The sequence below is a fragment of the Dactylosporangium sp. NPDC051087 genome, assembly GCF_055586325.1.
The window spans coordinates 110,802-128,957 of the sequence record NZ_JBVJIJ010000018.1; the positions used below are offsets into that span (position 1 = coordinate 110,802).

General features: G+C 71.5%; 15 protein-coding genes. 3 read left to right on the plus strand and 12 right to left on the minus strand.

Translation table 11 applies throughout. The features are described 5' to 3' along the window. Positions 1–49 precede the first annotated feature (49 nt). The 12 genes from ACZ6TV_RS31600 to ACZ6TV_RS31655 all read right to left on the minus strand — a co-directional run bounded on the left by ACZ6TV_RS31600 (position 50) and on the right by ACZ6TV_RS31655 (position 14,024). Positions 50–322: a hypothetical protein gene (locus ACZ6TV_RS31600; protein ID WP_465300945.1), complete on the minus strand. Its 273-nt coding sequence runs from the start codon at positions 320–322 to the stop codon at positions 50–52. A gap of 152 nt (positions 323–474) precedes the next feature. Then, the gene (locus ACZ6TV_RS31605; RefSeq protein ID WP_465300946.1) at positions 475–3,141 is read right to left on the minus strand and encodes an ATP-binding protein; all 2,667 of its coding nucleotides are present in this window, start codon (positions 3,139–3,141) and stop codon (positions 475–477) included. Positions 3,142–3,366: 225 nt separating this feature from the next. Next, a complete protein-coding gene (locus tag ACZ6TV_RS31610) occupies positions 3,367–4,095 on the minus strand; it encodes a GntR family transcriptional regulator (protein WP_465300947.1) in 729 nt (242 codons plus the stop codon). A gap of 44 nt (positions 4,096–4,139) precedes the next feature. Then, positions 4,140–5,342, minus strand: coding sequence for a dipeptidase (locus tag ACZ6TV_RS31615; RefSeq protein WP_465300948.1), 1,203 nt, complete (start codon positions 5,340–5,342; stop codon positions 4,140–4,142). A gap of 12 nt (positions 5,343–5,354) precedes the next feature. Then, positions 5,355–6,347, minus strand: coding sequence for an ABC transporter ATP-binding protein (locus ACZ6TV_RS31620; RefSeq protein ID WP_465300949.1), 993 nt, complete (start codon positions 6,345–6,347; stop codon positions 5,355–5,357). Further along, positions 6,331–7,317, minus strand: coding sequence for an ABC transporter ATP-binding protein (locus ACZ6TV_RS31625; RefSeq protein WP_465300950.1), 987 nt, complete (start codon positions 7,315–7,317; stop codon positions 6,331–6,333). Before ACZ6TV_RS31625 ends, ACZ6TV_RS31620 begins: the two co-directional genes overlap by 17 nt. Then, positions 7,317–8,168 carry an alpha/beta fold hydrolase gene (locus tag ACZ6TV_RS31630; protein WP_465300951.1) on the minus strand — a complete coding sequence of 284 codons (852 nt, stop codon included), beginning with the start codon at positions 8,166–8,168 and terminating at the stop codon, positions 7,317–7,319. The genes ACZ6TV_RS31625 and ACZ6TV_RS31630 overlap by 1 nt, the downstream gene beginning before the upstream one ends. Beyond that, entirely contained in the window at positions 8,165–9,343 is a 1,179-nt protein-coding gene (locus tag ACZ6TV_RS31635) for a M24 family metallopeptidase (protein ID WP_465300952.1), read from the minus strand. The genes ACZ6TV_RS31630 and ACZ6TV_RS31635 overlap by 4 nt, the downstream gene beginning before the upstream one ends. A 3-nt stretch (positions 9,344–9,346) precedes the next feature. Next, a complete protein-coding gene (locus ACZ6TV_RS31640) occupies positions 9,347–10,222 on the minus strand; it encodes an ABC transporter permease (protein ID WP_465300953.1) in 876 nt (291 codons plus the stop codon). Further along, positions 10,219–11,172, minus strand: a complete 954-nt coding sequence (locus tag ACZ6TV_RS31645; RefSeq protein WP_465300954.1) for an ABC transporter permease — start codon at positions 11,170–11,172, stop codon at positions 10,219–10,221. The genes ACZ6TV_RS31640 and ACZ6TV_RS31645 overlap by 4 nt, the downstream gene beginning before the upstream one ends. A 36-nt stretch (positions 11,173–11,208) precedes the next feature. Next, a complete protein-coding gene (locus ACZ6TV_RS31650) occupies positions 11,209–12,825 on the minus strand; it encodes an ABC transporter substrate-binding protein (protein WP_465300955.1) in 1,617 nt (538 codons plus the stop codon). Beyond that, positions 12,822–14,024, minus strand: coding sequence for a dipeptidase (locus ACZ6TV_RS31655; protein WP_344508866.1), 1,203 nt, complete (start codon positions 14,022–14,024; stop codon positions 12,822–12,824). Before ACZ6TV_RS31655 ends, ACZ6TV_RS31650 begins: the two co-directional genes overlap by 4 nt. A gap of 260 nt (positions 14,025–14,284) precedes the next feature. Here ACZ6TV_RS31655 and ACZ6TV_RS31660 point away from each other — a divergent pair, with 260 nt between their 5' ends. From ACZ6TV_RS31660 to ACZ6TV_RS31670, 3 genes are all read left to right on the plus strand, one after another. Next, complete coding sequence (locus tag ACZ6TV_RS31660; RefSeq protein WP_465300956.1) at positions 14,285–16,246, plus strand: AfsR/SARP family transcriptional regulator; 1,962 nt, start codon at positions 14,285–14,287, stop codon at positions 16,244–16,246. An 83-nt stretch (positions 16,247–16,329) separates the two neighbouring features. Next, positions 16,330–16,986, plus strand: a complete 657-nt coding sequence (locus tag ACZ6TV_RS31665; protein WP_465300957.1) for a peroxiredoxin — start codon at positions 16,330–16,332, stop codon at positions 16,984–16,986. A gap of 4 nt (positions 16,987–16,990) precedes the next feature. Then, a complete protein-coding gene (locus ACZ6TV_RS31670) occupies positions 16,991–18,127 on the plus strand; it encodes an NAD(P)/FAD-dependent oxidoreductase (RefSeq protein WP_465300958.1) in 1,137 nt (378 codons plus the stop codon). The last annotated feature ends 29 nt before the right edge of the window (positions 18,128–18,156 follow it).

Genomic DNA, 18,156 nt, shown 5'->3' on the forward strand with positions numbered 1-18,156 from the left:
CGGTGCGGGCCGACCGCGCTGTAGCTGCCGAAAATGCCGTCCGCACAGGTCAGGCGGCATGTTGGTACTCATGGATGCCGCCGAGTTCGCGGCGGCAGGTCTGGACCCACCGTTCCGTGATCGAGTTCATGCCCGGCATCTGGATGCCGCTGAGGACGACGTCGGTGCCCGCGGCGGCGAGGATGGCGTCGAAACAGTTCGAGTGCTTGCCGTCTCGGTCGCGGAGCATGTACCGCGCCCGGAAACCGGTGGTGGGGTGCCCGGTGGCGCCGAGGATGCGGATTCGGCGGCTGGCGTGCTCGATCACCGCGAACACGTACATCGCCGCTCCGGTCAGGGTGACCGTCTCGAGGAAGTCACACGCCAGCAGGGCATCGGCCTGAGCGCGCAGGAAGTCGGCCCAGCTGCTGCGAACGCGCTCGGGCGCGCCGGGTCGACATGAGGAGGTCCTTGACGGTCAAGGAATCAGAGCGATCACTTGCCCAGCTCAGCTTCCTCGGTTTCAGAGCACGGCAGATCGTGTGTTGAATCGTCGGCCCGCGCATGCGTCAGGTCGTGGCCGGTGTCAGGTGACGCGTCGAGGGCGATGAGGCGGGCCCCTACGTCGTGGGCATCCGGGGATCCGAGGCGGGTGTGCAGGGCCAGGGCGTGTTCGTAGTGGTGCCGGGCGCGGACGAGGTCGCCGAGCAGGTGGTGGGCGCGGTCGGCGCCGGTGTGGGCGCGGGCCTGCTGATCGGGGACAACGCTGGTGCTCAGGGCGGTGGTGTGGTGGGTCAGCGCGTCGGCGGGGCGGCCGGCGGCGAGGGTGGCTTCGCCCAGGCCGTTGAGCGCTCGGATTTCGCCGCCGCGCTCACCTGACTCCCGGAAGAGGGTGAGGGCCTGCTCGTGGAGCGCGATGGCCTGGTCAGGCCGGCCGAGGCGGGTCTGGACGCTGCCGAGGCCGTACAGCGCCCAGGCTTCCCCGCGCGGGTAGCCGAGCTGTCGCAACAGGGCCAGCGCCTGCTCCTGGCGGTCGGCGGCTTCCTGGTAGCGGCCCAGCCCCATCGCGGCGAGGCCGAGGTTGTGCAGCGTCATGGCTTCTTCGCGGGGGTAGCCGAGCCGTCGGTACAGGGCCAGTGCCTGCTCGAGGCGGTCGGCGGCGGCCTGATGGCGGCCCAGGTGGTCCTCTGCGACACCGAGGTTGTGCAGAGCCATGGCTTCGCCGATTGTGTGGCGGGTCTGCCGGTACAGGGTCAGCGCCTGCTCGAGGCGGTCGGCGGCGGCCTGGTAGAAGCCTCGGTGGTCCTCGACGACGCCGAGGTTCGTCAGCACACGGGCTTGGCCGATCAGGTCTCCGGCCTGCCGGAACAGCACTGACGCCTGGACCAGATGCTCCGTGGCCAACTCCAGCCGGCCGAGGCGAATGTTCATGCCGCCGAGGCCGAGGTGCGCGTGGGCCTGCCCGGCCGGATCACCGGCTTGCCGGGCGGCGTCGCGGGCGTGTGCGTGGATGGTGAGCGCGTCGATGTAGTGGCCGCCCTCGAGATAGCGGTACAGGGTCATCGACAGCCGCACGGCGTGGGCGGGCCAGCCGTGGGTGGCGGTGTGCGCGGCAGCGGCCACCAGGCAGGGCCGTTCGGTGTCCAGCCACCGCCGGGCGGTGCCGGGGCCGGCCAGTTCCGGAATCGGGGTGGTGGCCGGCGGAGCGGTGCCGGGCCGGCCGCGGGCATCGACGAGGCGCAGCTGTTGCGTGGCGGCCGCCGCGGTGACCAGGTAGTAGTCGAACAGCCGGGTCGACGCCGCCCGGCGGTCGGCGGCGGAGTCGTGCGCGGTGGTGAGGGTGGTGGCGTAGGCGCGCAGCAGGTCGTGCATGCCGTACCTGGCCGGGCCGGTGGGATGCACGAGGTGGGCCCGGGCGAGCCGGTCGAGGGCGAGGCGAGCCTGCGGCAGGCCGGTGTCGGTGAGCGCGGCGGTGGCGTAGACGTCGATGTCGGGGCCGGGGTGCAGGCCCAGCAGCCGGAAGGTGCGGGCGGCGTCGACCGGTAGGTGGTGCATCGACCAGGAGAACACCGCCGTGACGGCGGCGCGGGGGTCGCCGTCGGCGTCGAGCAGGTCCAGGCGGTGCTGCTGGTCGGCCAGTTCGATGACCAGTTCGGCCAGGGGGGTGGTGGGGCGGGCGACGGCGAGTTCGGCGGCGACCCGCAGCGCCAGAGGGAGATGGGCGCATTGGGTGGCGAGGGTGGCCGCGGCGTCCGGGTCGGCGTCGACGCGGTGGCCGATGAGCCGGCGCAGCAACGTGATCGCGTCGGCCGGGGGGAGCAGGTCGAGGTCGAGGCGGTGGGCGCCGTTGACGGCGACCAGTCCGGCGAGGCTGTCGCGGCTGGTCACCAGGACCAGGCAGGAACCGGTTCCGGGTAGCAGGGGACGGACCTGCTCGACGGTGGCGGCGTTGTCGAGCGCGATGAGCAGGCGCCGGCCGGTGAGCTCGGTGCGGTAGCGGGCGGCGCGTTCGTCGAGGTCGGCGGGGATGTCGGTGCCGGGCACCCCGAGGGCGGTGAGGAACCGGGCCAGCACCTCGGCGGGGGTGGCGGGCTGGTCGGGGTCATAGCCGCGCAGGTTGACGTACAGCTGCCCGTCGGGGAACCGGTCGAGGGTCTGGTGTGCCCAGTGCACCGCGAGGGCGGTCTTGCCCACGCCGGCCGTGCCGGCGATCGCGGAGATCACCACCGCGGCCGGCCGGTCATGGTCGTCGAGCAGCTTGGTGAGCTGTCGCAGCTGGTCGGTACGGCCGACGAAGCCGGCCACCTCCGCGGGCAGCTGCGCCGGAACGGGTCGTCCGTGCGCCGGGGGAGTGCCGGCGGTGCTCGTCGGGGCCTGGTCCGCGGGCTGCTGGTCGGTGCCGTCGAGCGCGGACCGGCAGAACCGGTCCCGTTCGGCGCCGGCGAGCGCGAACGCGTCGGCCAGCAGCCGTACCGTTCCGGGCCGGGCGCGGCCGGTCTGGCCGGCTTCGAGGTTCCGGATGGTGCGCACGCTCACGCCCGTTTCGGCTGCCAGGTCTTCCTGCGTCATACCTAGCCGCCGGCGGTGGGCCCGTACCTGCGCGCCGAACATCCGATCCCTTCCGTAGCAGCCCCAGCGCCCGCTGGGTGAGGACCGGCGCATCGGTCCTGACCGATGCCGTGCCCATGATGCCAACGGGCGAAGTTGCCGGTCAACTGCCGCCCGTCGACCTGGCGGTTACCACCGCGTCCGGCGATCGTAGGAGACGTCCGGCGAAGTGCCGACACCTGGTATGTGCACGTCGCCAAGGAAGACGCGCGCCAGGGGTGATGGACCGGCAAACGGGGGCGGCCCATCACCCGGGGCGACATCGGAGGCCACCGCGGGTCAGCCGGCGCGGGTGATCCGCAGCGTCAGGATGTCGGTGCGCACCGTGATGTGGCCGTGGAAGAGGGCCAGCTCTTCGGCCGTGTAGCCGATCTGGGTGGCGTTCACCAGCGGGTGCCCGAGCGGCACTCCGAGGCGGTCGACGGCCTCCTCGTCGGCCAGGACCGCGGCGAAGTCGATCTCGGCGCGGCGGACCGGCATGCCGGTGGCGCCGGCCAGGAACTCGAACATGTCGTGGTCGATGCTGAGCAGGCCCGACGGGTCGAGGTCCCGGCCGCCGACGGCGAGCGGGAGGTGGTCGCGGATCCAGGCCGCGGCCACCCCGTCGACGGCGAAGAGGCGGTCGACGCGCCACACCGGGTCACCGGGCGCCAGGCCGAGGACCTTGGCGCAGTCGTCCGGGCAGGCGGTGCGGCTCACCGACGCGTCCTGGAGGGCCGGGCTGTGGCCCGAGGCGGTGATGCGGTCGCGCAGCGCGGTGACGTCGCTGATCGAGACCGGGACCCGCTCGGCCGGCTCCCGGACGAACGTGCCGACACCCCAGGTGCGGGTCAGGAGGCCCTCGGCGGCGAGCTGGCCGAGCACCTCGCGCACGGTGGCGCGGCTGACCGTCAACCGGTCCGCGAGCTCCCGTTCGTTGGGTAGCTTGTCACCGCTCAGGAACTCGCTGCCGATCAACCCGCGCAGCTGCATCTGCGCGGCCTGGAGCGCGGTTTCGCGCCGAGCCATTCAGTCCCACCTCTCCGCCGTCCAGAGTGTAGTAGTGCCGGCCGCTACCAGACCTGTTCGAGCACGCGCAGGGTGTTGCCCCCGATGACCTTGGCGATCTCGTCGTCCGAATAGTCGTGGTTGACCAGCCAGCCGACGATGTTGCCGAACGCCTCGCCCGGGTTCTCCAGGCCGGAGACGTACTCCACCCGGGGGTGCGACGGCTTCTTCCCGCTGTCGTGGGCGTAGTTGCCCGCGTACGTGTTGTGCACCCCGACGTGGTCACCGAACATCGTGTCCGGGCCGAACGTGACATGGTCGATGCCGACCAGGTCGACGCAGTACGTGAAGTGGTCCATCACCGACTCGATCGAGTGCTCCAGGTGCTGCTCCGACAGCGTGGTGTGCGGCGCCGCCTCGATGCCGATGACGCCGCCCCGCTCGGCGCACGCGCGGATCACCTCGTCCGGCTTCATCCGCGCGGTGTCCCACACCGACCGTGCGCCGGCGTGAGTGATGAACACCGGCACCCGGCTGGCCTCGATCACGTCCAGGCAGGTCTGGTCGCCGCTGTGCGAGATGTCGATGGCGATGCCGAGCTTGTTCATCCGGTCGACGGCGCGCCGGCCGAAGTGGGTCAGCCCGCCGTCGCGCGGCTCGGAGAGCCCGCCGCCGAGCATGTTCGCCTGGCTGTACGCGACACCGAGCTGCCGGACGCCGAAGCCGTACAGGATGTCGATGCGGTCCAGCTCGTTCTCGATCGGGGTGCAGCACTCCAGCCCGGCGACCAGGGCGAGCCGGCCGTCGCGCTTGGCGGCCCGGATGTCGTCGACCGACGTGGCCAGCCGCACGTGGTCCTGCTTGTACAGGTCGCTCATCCGCATCCCGAGCGCGTAGATCAGGTCGTTCCACTTCCAGCCGTTCTCGCTGGTCACGCAGGAAGCGCCGGCCATGAAGTTGTCGAAGACCGCGGTCAGGCCGGAGCGCGCGAGCCCCTCGTACCCGGTCCGCTGGCGCGCGGTGCGGTTGTAGGCGCGCAGCTGCCGCACGTCGGACGGGAGGACCACGGGGTGCTCGTGCAGCGAGATCGCGACGTGCTCGGCGAGGAGCCGGGTCACCCGCTGCCGCCGCGCGTCGGAGAGCCCGAGGTCGTGTTCGGGCACCCGGCCGACCTCCGAGGCCAGGTCGAATTCCCGGTAGTCGAGGTGCGGCTCAAGGTACGAGTAGGACTTGTGGCCCTGGTACCGGGTCGCGGGTTCTTGCAGCACAGCACATTCTCCTTATGCGGCGGGCAGCGGATAGTGGCAGGCGACCGATCGCCCGTCGCCGGTCAGCAGCGGCTCGACGTGGGCGCAGGTTTCCGAGGCCTGCCAGCAGCGGGTCCGGAACCGGCAGCCGGACGGCGGGTCGACGGGGCTCGGCGGGTCGCCGGCGAGCAGGATCCGCTGCCGTTCGGCCCGGCCCACAGGCTCCGGTACGGGGACCGCCGACAACAGCGCCTTGGTGTAGGGGTGCTGCGGCGCGTCGTACAGCGGCGCCTCGGGTCCGGTCTCGACCAGCTTGCCGAGGTACATCACCGCCACCCGGTCCGAGATGTGCCGGACCACCGACAGGTCGTGGGCGATGAAGACGTACGCCACGCCGAGCTCGCGCTGCAGCCGCTCCAGCAGGTTGACCACCTGGGCCTGGACCGAAACGTCGAGCGCGGAGACCGGCTCGTCGCAGATGATGACGTCAGGCCGTAGGGCGAGCGCCCGGGCGATGCCGATCCGCTGCCGCTGACCGCCGGAGAACTGGTGCGGATAGCGGTCCAGGTGCAGCGACGGGTCGAGACCGACCAGCTCGAGCAACTCCTTGACCCGGTCCAGCCGACGCCGGCGGTCCACCACGTCCGGGTGGATCTCGAACGGCTGGAGCAGGATGTCGCGCACGGTGCGCCGCGGGTTCAGCGAGGTGTACGGGTCCTGGAGCACGATCTGGATCCGCCGGCGCAGCTCCCGCAGCCGGCGGCCCCGCGCGGTGTGCACGACGGCGTCGCCGAAGCGCACCTCGCCGGACGTCGGGCGTTCCAGCCCGACCAGCATCCGGGCGAGCGTGCTCTTGCCGCAGCCGGACTCGCCGACGACCCCGAGGGTCTCGCCGCGCCGGAGGTCGAAGGACACCCCGTCGACGGCCCTGACCACCCCGCCGGACGTGAAGGGCAGCCGGCCCTTCACCGGGAAGTGCCGGACCAGGTTGTCGACCCGGAGCACCGGGTCATCGGTGGCTGACATGCAGCAGCTCCTCCCGGTGGTGGCAGGCGCTGGCCCGGCCGTGCGGCAGCGGCGACAGCGGCGGCAGCGTGGAACGGCAGGTGTCGTCGGCACGCGGGCAGCGCGGATGGAACGGGCAACCGGCCGGCAGCCGCGCCGGGTTCGGCGGGGTACCGGGGATCGCGTACAGCTCCTCGTCGCGCCGGTCGACCCGGGGCATCGAGGCGAGCAGCCCTTCGGTGTACGGGTGGGCCGGGCCGCCGAAGACCTGCTCCACGGTGGCCCGCTCGACGAGCCGGCCGGCGTACATCACCGCCACGTCGTCGGCGACCTCGGCGACCACGCCCAGGTCGTGCGTGATGAGCAGCAGGGCCATCCCGCTGTCCCGCTGGATCTCGGCGATCAGCCCCATCACCTGGGCCTGCACCGTGACGTCGAGCGCGGTCGTCGGCTCATCGGCGATCAGCACCGCCGGTTCGAGCGCGATGGCCAGCGCGATCATGATGCGCTGCCGCATCCCGCCGGAGAACTGGTGCGGGTAGTCGCGCACCCGGTCCTTGGCGGCCGGGATGCGCACCCGGTCGACCAGCTCGACCGCGCGCCGCCGGGCGTCCGACCGCGACAGTCCACGCCGGACCCGCAGCAGCTCGCTGAGCTGCTCACCGACCGTGTAGACCGGGTTCAGCGCGGCCATGGCGTCCTGGAAGACCATGCCGATCTCCTCGCCGCTGACCTTGTCGCGCTGCTTCGGCGGCAGCGTCAGCAGCTCCCGGCCGCGCAGCCGCACCGATCCGCTGACCTGCGCCGGAGGCGCGTCGAGAATGCCCATGACCGCTTGCGCGGTGACGCTCTTGCCCGAGCCGGACTCGCCGAGGATGGCCAGCGTCCGCCCGGGCTCCAGGGCGAGGGACACGCCGTTGACCGCCCGTACCGGCGCGCTGCCCGGCCCAGGGAAGCTGACCCGCAGGTCCTCGACCTCCAGCAGCGCCATCACACGACTCCGGCCCCGGCCAGGAAGTCCCGGACGGTCCGCTGGAACAGCTCCGGCTCCTCGAGCTGGGGGGAGTGGCCGGACTGCTCGAACACGACCAGCCGGGCGTCGGGGATCAGCTCCGCGATCGTCTCCGACGCGGCCACCGGCGTGCGCCAGTCGTGCCGGCCCACGGTGACCAGGGTCGGGCAGGTGACCGACGGGAGCTTCGGCTTCAGGTCGTACCGCGGCATGTTCTGCCCGAACGCCGCGTTGTGCGTCCGGTGGTGGAACCGGGTCGCGGCCAGCTTGGCGGCGTCCTTCGCCGGGTCGTGCTGGTGGTCGTAGAGCGGCAGGATCGCCTTCCAGTACTCGCGCAGCTGCTCGTTGCTCTCGAACCGGCCGGTGCCGATGCGGTCGATCGCCCACTGTGGAATGACGGTCCGGTCGGTGGACTTCGCCCGCTCGACGGCGAGGTGGTCGTGCGCGGTGTCGGCCGCGGTGTCCCGCAGCACGAGCGCCGAGACCCGGTCGGGGTGGGCGACGGCGTACTCCAGCGCGATGAACCCGCCGTACGATCCGCCGGCCATGACGATCCGCTCGTGGCCGAAGTACGCGCGGATCGCGTCCACGTCGGCGACCCACTGCGCGTGGGTGAACGGCTCGTGGTCGCTGGACTCGCCGGAGCCGCGGGCGTCGAAGACGATGACCCGGAACGTGTCGGCGAACGGGCCGAACGACCGCTTCGGCTCGGACCGGGAGCCCAGGCCCGGCGCGCCGTGGTGCACGATCATCGCCGGCCCGTCCTGCGGGCCGAACGCCTCGACCACCAGCTCGGCGCCGTTGACGGTCAGCCGCTCATGGAAACTCATCGGATCTCCTCGATGACGGTGGACGCCAGGTCGCGGGGGTAGCCGGTGAGCCGGCGCGGTCCGGCCGCCTCGACCAGCACCGTGTCGGAGATGCGGTAGCCGGCGTGCCCCGGCACGTACACGCCGGGCTCGCTGGACAGCAGCATCCCGGGGGCCAGGACGGTGTTGTCGCCGTCCTCGACCCACGGCGGCTCGTGGTTCTGCAACCCGATGCCGTGGCCCTGCCGGTGCCGGATGTAGTCGCCGAGACCGTGGCCCCGCAGCACGTCCAGGCAGATCTTGTTGACCTCGGCGCAGGTCCGCCCGGCCACCATCGCCTGGGTGCCGACCTCCTGCGCCTCCCGGTCGGCCTCGTAGTAGCGCTGCTGCTCCGGGGTCGGCTCGCCGATCACGAACGTCCGCTCGCTCTCCACGAACCGGCTCGCCACCGCCGCGCCGAGCGAGAGGATCAGGGTGTCGCCGGGCCGGACCCGCCGCCGGGTCGGCAGGCCGTGCGGCAGTGCCGAGTTCGGCCCGGCGTAGACGAGCCCACCGGCGAGCTTGGTGGTGTAGACGACCATGTCGTAGTCGGCGTACATCCGGTCCGTGCCGTAGCCGATGACGTGCCGGGCGATCTCGTCCTCGCGGGGCAGGTCGTCGCCCCGGCGCAGCGCGTCGGCGATCAGCGCCCGGCCCGCGGCCAGCATCTCGTCGCAGATGCGCGCCGCCGCCTCGTGGAACGGGATCTCCTCGGGCCGCTTGCGCAGCCGCAGCCTGGCCACCGCGTCGGTGGTCTCCAGGGTGGTGGTCTCGCCGAGGGCCGCCGACAGCGCGCGGAACGCCCCGACCGACACGCCGGCGCCCACCCCGATCCGGCGCGCCCCGCGGCCGGCCAGCGCCGCGGCGAGCGTCTGCTCGGCGGTGACCACGCCGGGGTACTCGAAGTAGCTGACCGTCTCGACCGTGACCCGCTGCTGGGCGGCGTACTCGTCGTCCAGCCGGGGGATCACCAGCAGCGGGTCGCCGGAGCGCGGCATCCACAGGTACACCGGCCGCTCGGTGGCGATGTAGAAGAACCCGCAGAGGTATGCCACGTCGGCGGGGGAGGTGGCGAGGAAGCCGTCGAGGCCGCGTTCGCCGAGCGCCTCGGTCAGCTCGGCGCGGACGGACGAGTAGAAACTGTCGGGCAGGCGCACGGGTCAGCCTCCGTTCCGGCGGGGGTCGCGGATGTCGTTGAAGCGCATGCCGGCCACGGTGGCGGCAAGGACGAGCAGCAGGATCGCCAGCGACGGGAACAGCGTCTGCCACCAGGCGATGGCGACCACGCCGCTGCGCTGGGCGTTGAGCAGGATCCGCCCCCACGACCACGAGTCGGGGTCACCGAGGCCGAGGAAGCTCAGCCCCGCCTCGGAGATGACCGCGCGGGACGCGGTCAGCAGCACGCTCACCACGATCAGCGGGACCACCGCGGGCAGGATCTCGCGGGTGACGATCCGCCAGCCGCTCGCGCCGAGCACCCGCGCGCCGTCGATGTAGGGCATCGACGAGACGACCAGGCCTTGCGAGCGGATCAGCCGGGCCACCTCGGGCCAGGCGAAGACGCCGATGATCACGGTGAGCGTCCAGACGCTCGGGTTGACGATCGCGGCCAGCATGATCATCAGGGGGAGGGTCGGCAGCGCCAGCATCACGTCGGTGACGACCGTGCCGACGGCGTCGACCGGCCGGAAGTGCGCCGAGGCGAGTCCGATCGCGGTGCCGAGCACGATCGCGATGAGTGAGGCGGCCACACCGATCATCAGGCTGGTCCGGGTGCCCCAGACCACCTGGGCGAAGATGTCCTGGCCGAGGTCGTCGGTGCCGAACCAGTGCGCGCCCGAGGGTCCGGCGAGCACGTCATTGCCCGTACCGACGGGCTCGTCGGCGATCAGCGGGGCGGCGAGCGCGACCACGGCCATCACCGCCAGCACCGTCGCCGCGAGCAGCCCGGAGGGCTGCCGCAGGAAGGCGCGCCAGGCCGGCTTGGCGCTGGGCGCCGCTTCCGCCGCCGCCTCCGGCATGAGCGGCGCGCTCACAGCCGGATCCTCGGGTTGAGCACGGCGTAGAGCAGGTCGGTGACCGTGTTGGCAACCACGACGGTGATCGCGAGCATGATGAACGCTCCTTGCAGGACGGGGTAGTCGCGTTGCCCGACGGCCTCGTAGATGAGCCGGCCGACCCCGGGGTAGGCGAACACGGTCTCGGTGAGCACGGCGCCGCCGACCAGCGTGCCGAGCTGGAGGCCCATCAGGGTCAGCGCGGGCAGGATCGCGTTGCGCAGGGCGTGCTTCCACAGCCGGCGGCGGCCGGAGAGGCCGCGGGCGCGGGCGGCGCGGATGTAGTCCTCGCCGAGGACGTCGACCAGGTTGGTGCGCAGCGTCAGCGCGTACGGGCCGAGTTGCACGAGGACCAGCGAGAGCACCGGCAGCACCAGGTGGTGCGCCAGGCTGAGATAGGCGGCGGCGCCCCGGGCGTCGGGGTCGATCGCCCCGCCGATCGGGAACCAGCCGAGCCGGGCGCCGACGAAGACCAGCAGCAGCATGGCCACGCTGGGCACGAAGAGCGCGTGCCCGCCGATGCCGAAGCCCTGCAGCACCTTGTCCGGCCAGCGGTCGCGATGGGCCGCCGCGAACACGCCGATCGGGATGCCGATGGCGATGGTCAGCACGAACGCCGTGCCGGCCAGCAGCAGTGTCCACGGCAGCCGGTCGACGAGGATCTCACTCACCGGCTGGATCTGCCGGAACGATATCCCGAAGTTGCCGTGCAGCAGCTCGCGAAGATACGCGACGTACTGCTCGAACAGCGGCCGGTCCAGGCCGTAGGTCTTGAGCAGGGCGGCCCGCATCTCAGGGGTCATGTCGCCCTCGACCATCAGGGTCGTGGGGTCCCCCGGGAGCAACCGGAGCAGGAAAAACGTCGCGGTGATCGCTATCCAGATGGTCAGTACGGCCTTCAGCGCCCGGTTGAGCACGAAGCGTGCCACGGGGGACCCCTCCCTTCTAATGCTGGCGTCGGCCGGTCAGCCGACCGGCTTGACCTGGGCGAGCGAGTACGCGGTGACCATGCCGAGCAGGTCGGAGGGCGACGCGACGAAGCCCTGGAACTTGCTGGCGTTGTAGGCGAACTGGAAGTTCTCCACGTACAGCGGGGTCAGGTACGCCTGGTCGTGCACGACCTTGTCGATGTTCTTGATCTTCTCGACGAAGGCGGCGTGGTCGGTGGTGCCGGCGGCGTCGTTGATCAGCCGGTCCATCTCGTCCGACTTGAGCAGGTTGTAGTTGATCCCACCCGGGTTGCTGGACAGGTACGTGCTGCGCAGCTGGTCCATCGGGTTGTCGAAGACGCCCCACTGCGACGCGTCGATGTCGTACTTGCCTTCCTTGGTGCGGCTCAGGAAGGTGTTGCGCTCGACGCACTCGTTCTTCAACTTGATGCCGGCCTTCTCGGCGCTCTCCCGGAACAGCTGCACCACCCGGGTCATGTTGGCGTTCGACTGGTCGCAGGCGACGCCGAGCTCCAGCCCGTCGAAGACGCCGTCGCCGTTGCCGTCCTTGTAGCCGGCCGCGGTGAGCTTGGCCTTCGCCCCCGCCGGGTCGAACGCGTACGGCTGGAGCTGGGTGTTGTCGTACTCGGCGAAGATCGGCGAGATGGGGCCGGCCATCTGCTGCGCGTCGCCCTGCAGCACCGAGGCGATGATGGCCTTGGTGTCGACCGCCATCGACAGCGCCTGCCGGACCTCCTGCTTGGCCAGGTCCTTGTTGTTCATGTTGTACGTCAGGTGGGCGAAGCCGAGCGCGCCGACCTTGGTCAGCTTGATCTTCGAGTCGCCCTGGAAGGTCTTCGCCGCGGACGTCGGCACCGGGGTACCCATCAGGTCGATGTCGCCGTTGCGCAGCGCCAGCATCATCGTGTTGACGTCCGGGTAGATGCGGTACTCGACCTTGCTGACGGCCGCCTTGCCACCGGGCGCGAGCGGGTACTTGTCGTTGCGCTTCATCACGTACCGCTGGCTCTTGGTGGCGCTCTCCAGCACGAACGGCCCGGCGCCGACCCAGTTGGAGTCGTTGGGGAACTTGGACAGGTCGCCGGCGGACTCGAAGACGTGCTTGGGCACGACCGACATCCAGAAGCCGACACCCTCGGCGAACGGCGCGTACGCCTGCGAGAGGTGGAACTTCACCGTCGTCGCGTCCGGCGCCTCGATCGAGGTGACCCAGGTGAGCTTGGCGGCGACGTTGCCGAGCTTGTACTTCATGATCGACTCGGCGCTGAACTTGACGTCATCGGCGACCACCGGCTTGCCGTCGGTCCACATGAAGTCGTCGCGCAGCTTGAACACCGCGGTCTTGCCGCCGTCCTCGTAGCTGTACTCCTTCGCCAGCTCCGGCGCCTTCTTCGCGTTCTCGTCGAGCCGCAGCAGGTGCGGGTACATCGCGTTGAGAATCCAGGAGTCGGTCTTGCTCAGCGACTGCAGCGGGTTGAAGTTCGAGACGTCGGTCGTGGTGCCGATCCGCAGCACCGCGTCGCCGCCGCCGCTGCCCTTCGACGAGTTGTTGTCCTCGTTGAGCCCGCAGCCGGACAGGGTCAGGGCGACCGCCGCGCCGAGCGCGACGGCGGCCTTGCTCAGGTTCCTCACCAAACCTCCTGAAGTACGCGAATGATGTTGCCGCCGATGACCTTGGCGATCTCGTCATCGGAGTAGTCGTGCTGGACCAGCCAGCCGACGATGTTGCTGAAGCACTCGGCCGGGTTCTCGAGCCCGGAGACGTACGGCACGCGCGGGTGGTCGACCGCGCCGTGCGCCCGGCCGATCGCCAGGTGCCCGACGAAGCTGTCGTGCAGGCCGACGTGGTCGCCGAAGTTGGTGTCCGGTCCGAACGCCACGTGGTCGATGCCGACCAGCTCGACGCAGTGGGTGAAGTGGTCCATCACCGACTCGATCGAGTGGTGCGGGTGCTTCGCGGACAGGGTGGTGTGCGGGGCGGCCTCGATGCCGATCACGCCGCCGCGCTCGGCGCAGGCGCGGATCACGTCGTCCGGCTTCATCCGGGGCGTGTCCCAGACCGTGCGCGAGCCGGCGTGGGTGATGAAGACCGGCACCCGGCTGGCCTCGATCACGTCGCGGGACGTCTGGTCGCCGGAGTGCGAGATGTCGATGGCGATGCCGAGCTTGTTCATCCGGTCGACGGCGCGGCGGCCGAAGTGGGTGAGGCCGCCGTCGCGGTCCTCGGAGAGCCCGCTGCCGAGCATGTTGGCCTGGCTGTAGGCGATGCCCATCTGGCGCACGCCGAAGCCGTACAGGATGTCGATCCGGTCCAGCTCGTTCTCGATCATCGTGGCCGCCTCCAGCCCCGCCACCAGGGCGAGCCGGCCGTCGCGCTTGGCCGCGAAGATCTCGTCGAGGGTGGTCGCCACCACCACGTAGTCCTGCTTGGCGACATCGGCGAAGCGCAGCCCGATGTCATAGATGACGTCGTCCCACTTCCAGGCGTGCTCGCTGGTGACACAGCCGGTGCCGTTCATGAAGTTGTCAAAGACGGCGGTGAGGCCGGACCGCGCGAGCCCCTCGAACCCGAAGGCGTTGCGTCCGGTGCGGTTGTAGTCCCGCAGTTGCGTGACGTCGGCAGGAAGGATCTTGGGGTGCTCGTGCAGCGAGATCGCGGCGTGCTCGCTGAGCAGCCGGGCGACCCGTTCCCGCTGGCTGTCGGAGAGCCCGAGGTCGTGCTCGGGCACCCGGCCCAGCTGTGGGGCCAGTTCGAACACCTTGAAGTCGGTATGGGGAGCCAGGTAGTCGAACGACTTGTATCCCTCGTACCGGGCGGCGGGTTCCTGCACGCGTCCACCTCACGTCGGCATGGATTGAAGGCCTGAGGACAGAGGTCTGACCTCCGGCCACTGGCACTGTACGTGCGGCGGCGCGCGCCGGGAAAGCCGTCGTGACCGGACTGTTACGTGTTACAGCAGGATTTCGGCCCCACCACCGCCGCTGCCGTTCCGCGGCATGACACCCGTCGTGGCTCAGTCGCAGCAATGCCGTCGGTCACGGGAAAGGCAGAGGTGGCCGACTGACCGGATCGTTTCGGTAAGGTGGCCGCGTGAATTTGCGCATCGACCTTTTCGGCGGTTTCCGGGTGTACGTGGAAGGTCGGGCCATCGATCCGGGGATGTGGACCCAGCGGAAGCCAGCGGCCCTGGTCAAGATGCTGGCGCTGGCGCCGGGGCAGCGGTTGCGGCGGGAGCGGGTGACGGCGGCGCTGTGGCCGGAGTTCGAGCCGCCGGCGGCGGCCGCGAATTTGCGGAAGGTGTTGCATTCCGCCCGGCGGATTCTGCATTCCGTGGATGGCGCGGAATACATCGTTTCGGCGGGGGATCTGCTGTTTCTGCCGCCCGGTCGGCTTTCGGTGGATGTCGGTGACTACTGGTCGCTGGTGGCCGAGGCCCGGGCGAGCAGGAAGGTCGATGCGTACGCCGCCGCGATCGCCGTGTACCGGCAGGGGCTGCTGCCCGAGGACCTGTACGAGGAGTGGGCGGCGGCGCCGCGTGAGGAGCTGCAGGCCGACTTCCTCGCCCTGGTCGGGGAGTACGCCGGGCTGCTGGAGGCCGGCGGTGACCTGGTCGAGGCGGCCCGCGCCGTGCAGCGGCTGGTGGCCGCCGACCAGCTCGGCGAGGCGAACCACGCGTGGCTGATGCGGCTGTACGCGTTGGCCGGGCGCCGCGACGAGGCGCAGCGGCAGTACGCACAGCTGTGCGAGGTGTTGCGGGAGGAGCTGGGGGTGGGACCGGCCGCGGAGACCCAGCGCCTCTACGAGGAGATCCGCGCCGAGCAGGTGAGCGAGCCGGCGCTGACCACCGACCTGTGGGAGCGCGTCGGCGACCTGCGGGTGCAGTCGGGGAACCCGTCCGCGGCGGTGCAGGCCTACGCGCAGGCGCTGGCCGCGGCGCCGTCGGGGCGGGTGCACCGCAAGGCCGCGGGCGCGTGGCTGATGCAGCACCGGCCCGGCGAGGCGGAGCCGCACCTGGCGGCCGCGGACGGGTCCGGTCCCGGCCCGGCCGAGCGGGGCCGCCTGAGCTGTCTGCGCGCCCAGCTGGCGTGGGAACGCGGCGACCTCGCGGCCGCCGGCCGGCACGCCGAGGAGGCGCACACGGCGGCGCTGGCGCACGGCGACGAGGACGACGTGGCCGCGGCGCTGGAGGCGCTGGCGTTCGTCTCGCACCTGCGTGGCGACTGGCGTCCCGGCCTGCGGCATCAGATCGAGCGGCTGACCGGTTCGGCGCTCGGCCAGCGGGTGGCCCGGTTCTGCGACTTCAACCACTGCCTCAGCCAGTACCAGCTGTACGGTGACGACTCGACCCGCGACGTGGACGAGTACGCCCGGGAGACGCTGGCGCTCGCCGAACGCCTCGACGCCGTGCCCGCCCAGGCGTTCGCCTGGTGCCTGCTCGGCGAGTCGCTGCTGCTGCGGGCGCGGTGGGACGAGGCCGCCGCCTGCCTGGAGCGCAGCTGCGACCTGTACGAGCCGCTCGGCAGCCGCACGGTCGCGCTGCCCTGGCTGCGCCGCGCCGAGCTGGCGGCGTGCGTCGGGGAGCACGCCGAGGCGACCGTGTTCCTCAATCGGGCGACGTCGATCGCGACCGTGACCCCGATGGCCCGTCACGCGTGGGCGCGGCTGCACGCCACGGCCGCGTTCGCGGCGGTGGAGCGCGGCGAGCCCGAGGCGGCGGTCCGCTCGGTGCGTTCGGCGCGGTCCGCGGCGGCCAGGTACGGCGAGTGCCCGACCTGCAGCGCGCTGCTGAACCCGGTCGGCGCGCAGGCCCACGTCCAGGCGGGCGCGCCGGAGGGAGCGGCGGAGCTGGCCGCGGCGGCCGCCCGGTTCGCGGGTGCGTTCGCCAGTTCCGGCTGGGCCGCGATGGCCGACCTGACGGCGTCCTACGCGGCGGTCGCGGCCGGCGACCCGGCCCTGGCCCGGGACCGGCGGCAGGCCGCGGTGGCCGGCTTCACCCGGGCCGATCACCCGTTCTGGGTCGATCGCACCCGCGCTGAGCAGGCCTTCCAATAAGGTAACGCCCAGGGAACGCCGCCTTCCTACTGTTCTCCTCAACGCCCGGCCGCGCCGGCCGGGCGAGGATGAAGGAGCACGAGATGAGCTTGACGATCGGTGACGTCGCCCCCGACTTCGTGGCGGCGACCACGGACGGCCCGATCAGCTTCCACGAGTGGATCGGCGACTCCTGGGCGGTGCTGTTCTCGCACCCGAAGGACTTCACCCCGATCTGCACGACCGAGCTCGGCTACATGGCGAAGATCAAGCCGGAGTTCGACAGGCGCGGCGTCAAGCTGATGGCGCTGTCGGTGGACCCCGTCGACCGGCACGCCCAGTGGGCCGCCGACATCGAGGAGACGCAGGGCACGGCACCCAACTACCCGATGATCGGGGACGCGGACTTCGTCGTGTCCAAGGCGTACGGGATGCTCGGCGCCGACGTCAGCGGTGACGCGGCCGACCGGACCGCCGCCCAGAACCAGACGGTCCGCGGGGTCTTCGTGATCGGCCCGGACAAGAAGATCAAACTGATCCTGCTGTACCCGATGACCACCGGACGCAACTTCGACGAGATCCTGCGGGTCATCGACTCGCTGCAGCTGACCGCCCGGCACGCGGTCGCCACGCCGGTGAACTGGCGACAGGGCGAGGACGTGGTGATCGCCGGCTCGGTCAGCAACGAGCGGGCCCGCGAGGTCTTCGGCGTCTGGAAAGAGCCGAAGCCGTACATCCGCATCGTCGCGCAGCCGGCCTGACGTCATGCGCGTCCTGGTGCTGGGTGCCGGCTTCGGCGGTCTGGAGCTGACCACCCGGCTGTCCGAGGCGTTGGGCGACGCCGCCGAGATCACCCTGGTCGACAAAGCCGACGGGTTCGTCTTCGGGTTCTCCAAGCTCGACGTCATGTTCGGCCGCACCACCGCGGCGGCGGTGCGGCACCCGTACGCGGACCTGGTCAAGCCGGGCGTCCGCGTCGTACGGGCCGAGATCCGGTCCATCGACCCGGCGGGGCGGCGGGTCGAGACCGACGAGGGCACCTACGAGGCGGACGTCCTGGTGGTCGCGCTCGGCGCCGACCTGGACCCGGGCGCGACCCCGGGCCTGGTCGAGGCCGGGCACGAGTTCTACACGGTCGGCGGCGCGTTCGCGCTGCGCGAGGTCCTCGAACGGTTCGACGGCGGCCGGGTGCTCGTCGGGGTCACGTCGACCCCGTTCAAGTGCCCGCCGGCGCCGAGCGAGACCGCGCTCATGCTGCACGACCTGCTGTCCGCCCGCGGCATCCGGGACCGCTCGACGGTCGACCTCGTGATGCCGCTCGGCGCGCCGATCCCGCCGTCGCCGGCCGCCTCCGCGGCGCTGCTGACGGCGTTCGCCGAGCGGGGCATCGGCTGGCACCCGAACCGGCTGGTGCGCGGGCTCGACCCGCGGCGCAAGGTGGCCCTGCTCGCCGACGGCGACGAGCTGCCGTTCGACCTGTTCCTCGGGGTGCCCGTGCACCGGGCGCCGCAGGTGGTGCTGGACTCCGGGATGTGCGTCGACGGCTGGATCCCGGTCGACCCGCTGACCCTGCGCACGCGGTACGACGGTGTCTACGCGGTCGGCGACGTGACCAGCGTCGGCACGCCCAAGGCCGGGGTGTTCGCCGAGGGCCAGGCGGCGGTCGTCGCCGACCAGATCATCGCGGCGCACCGCGGCGACGGTGCCGCGGCGACCTACGACGGCACCGGTATCTGCTTCGTCGAGTTCGGCGAGGAGCGCATCGGCCGCGTCCAGGTGACGTTCCGCCGGGGCGAGACGCCGTTCGGCACCTTCGACGACGCCTCCGACGTCTACCGGGCGGACAAGACCGAGTTCGGGTCGAGCCGGGTCCGGCGGTGGTTCGGCCGCGCCTGGACCTGAACCGCGCCGGCCGGCCCGTTCTTGCCGAG

Excerpts from the sequence above, each read along its gene's own strand:
- ACZ6TV_RS31600 (WP_465300945.1), bottom strand. The coding sequence starts at position 322 with ATGTACGTGTTCGCGGTGATCGAGCACGCCAGCCGCCGAATCCGCATC.
- ACZ6TV_RS31605 (WP_465300946.1), bottom strand. The coding sequence starts at position 3,141 with ATGCGCCGGTCCTCACCCAGCGGGCGCTGGGGCTGCTACGGAAGGGAT.
- ACZ6TV_RS31610 (WP_465300947.1), bottom strand. The coding sequence starts at position 4,095 with ATGGCTCGGCGCGAAACCGCGCTCCAGGCCGCGCAGATGCAGCTGCGC.
- ACZ6TV_RS31620 (WP_465300949.1), bottom strand. The coding sequence starts at position 6,347 with ATGTCAGCCACCGATGACCCGGTGCTCCGGGTCGACAACCTGGTCCGG.
- ACZ6TV_RS31625 (WP_465300950.1), bottom strand. The coding sequence starts at position 7,317 with ATGGCGCTGCTGGAGGTCGAGGACCTGCGGGTCAGCTTCCCTGGGCCG.
- ACZ6TV_RS31630 (WP_465300951.1), bottom strand. The coding sequence starts at position 8,168 with ATGAGTTTCCATGAGCGGCTGACCGTCAACGGCGCCGAGCTGGTGGTC.
- ACZ6TV_RS31665 (WP_465300957.1), top strand. The coding sequence starts at position 16,330 with ATGAGCTTGACGATCGGTGACGTCGCCCCCGACTTCGTGGCGGCGACC.
- ACZ6TV_RS31670 (WP_465300958.1), top strand. The coding sequence starts at position 16,991 with ATGCGCGTCCTGGTGCTGGGTGCCGGCTTCGGCGGTCTGGAGCTGACC.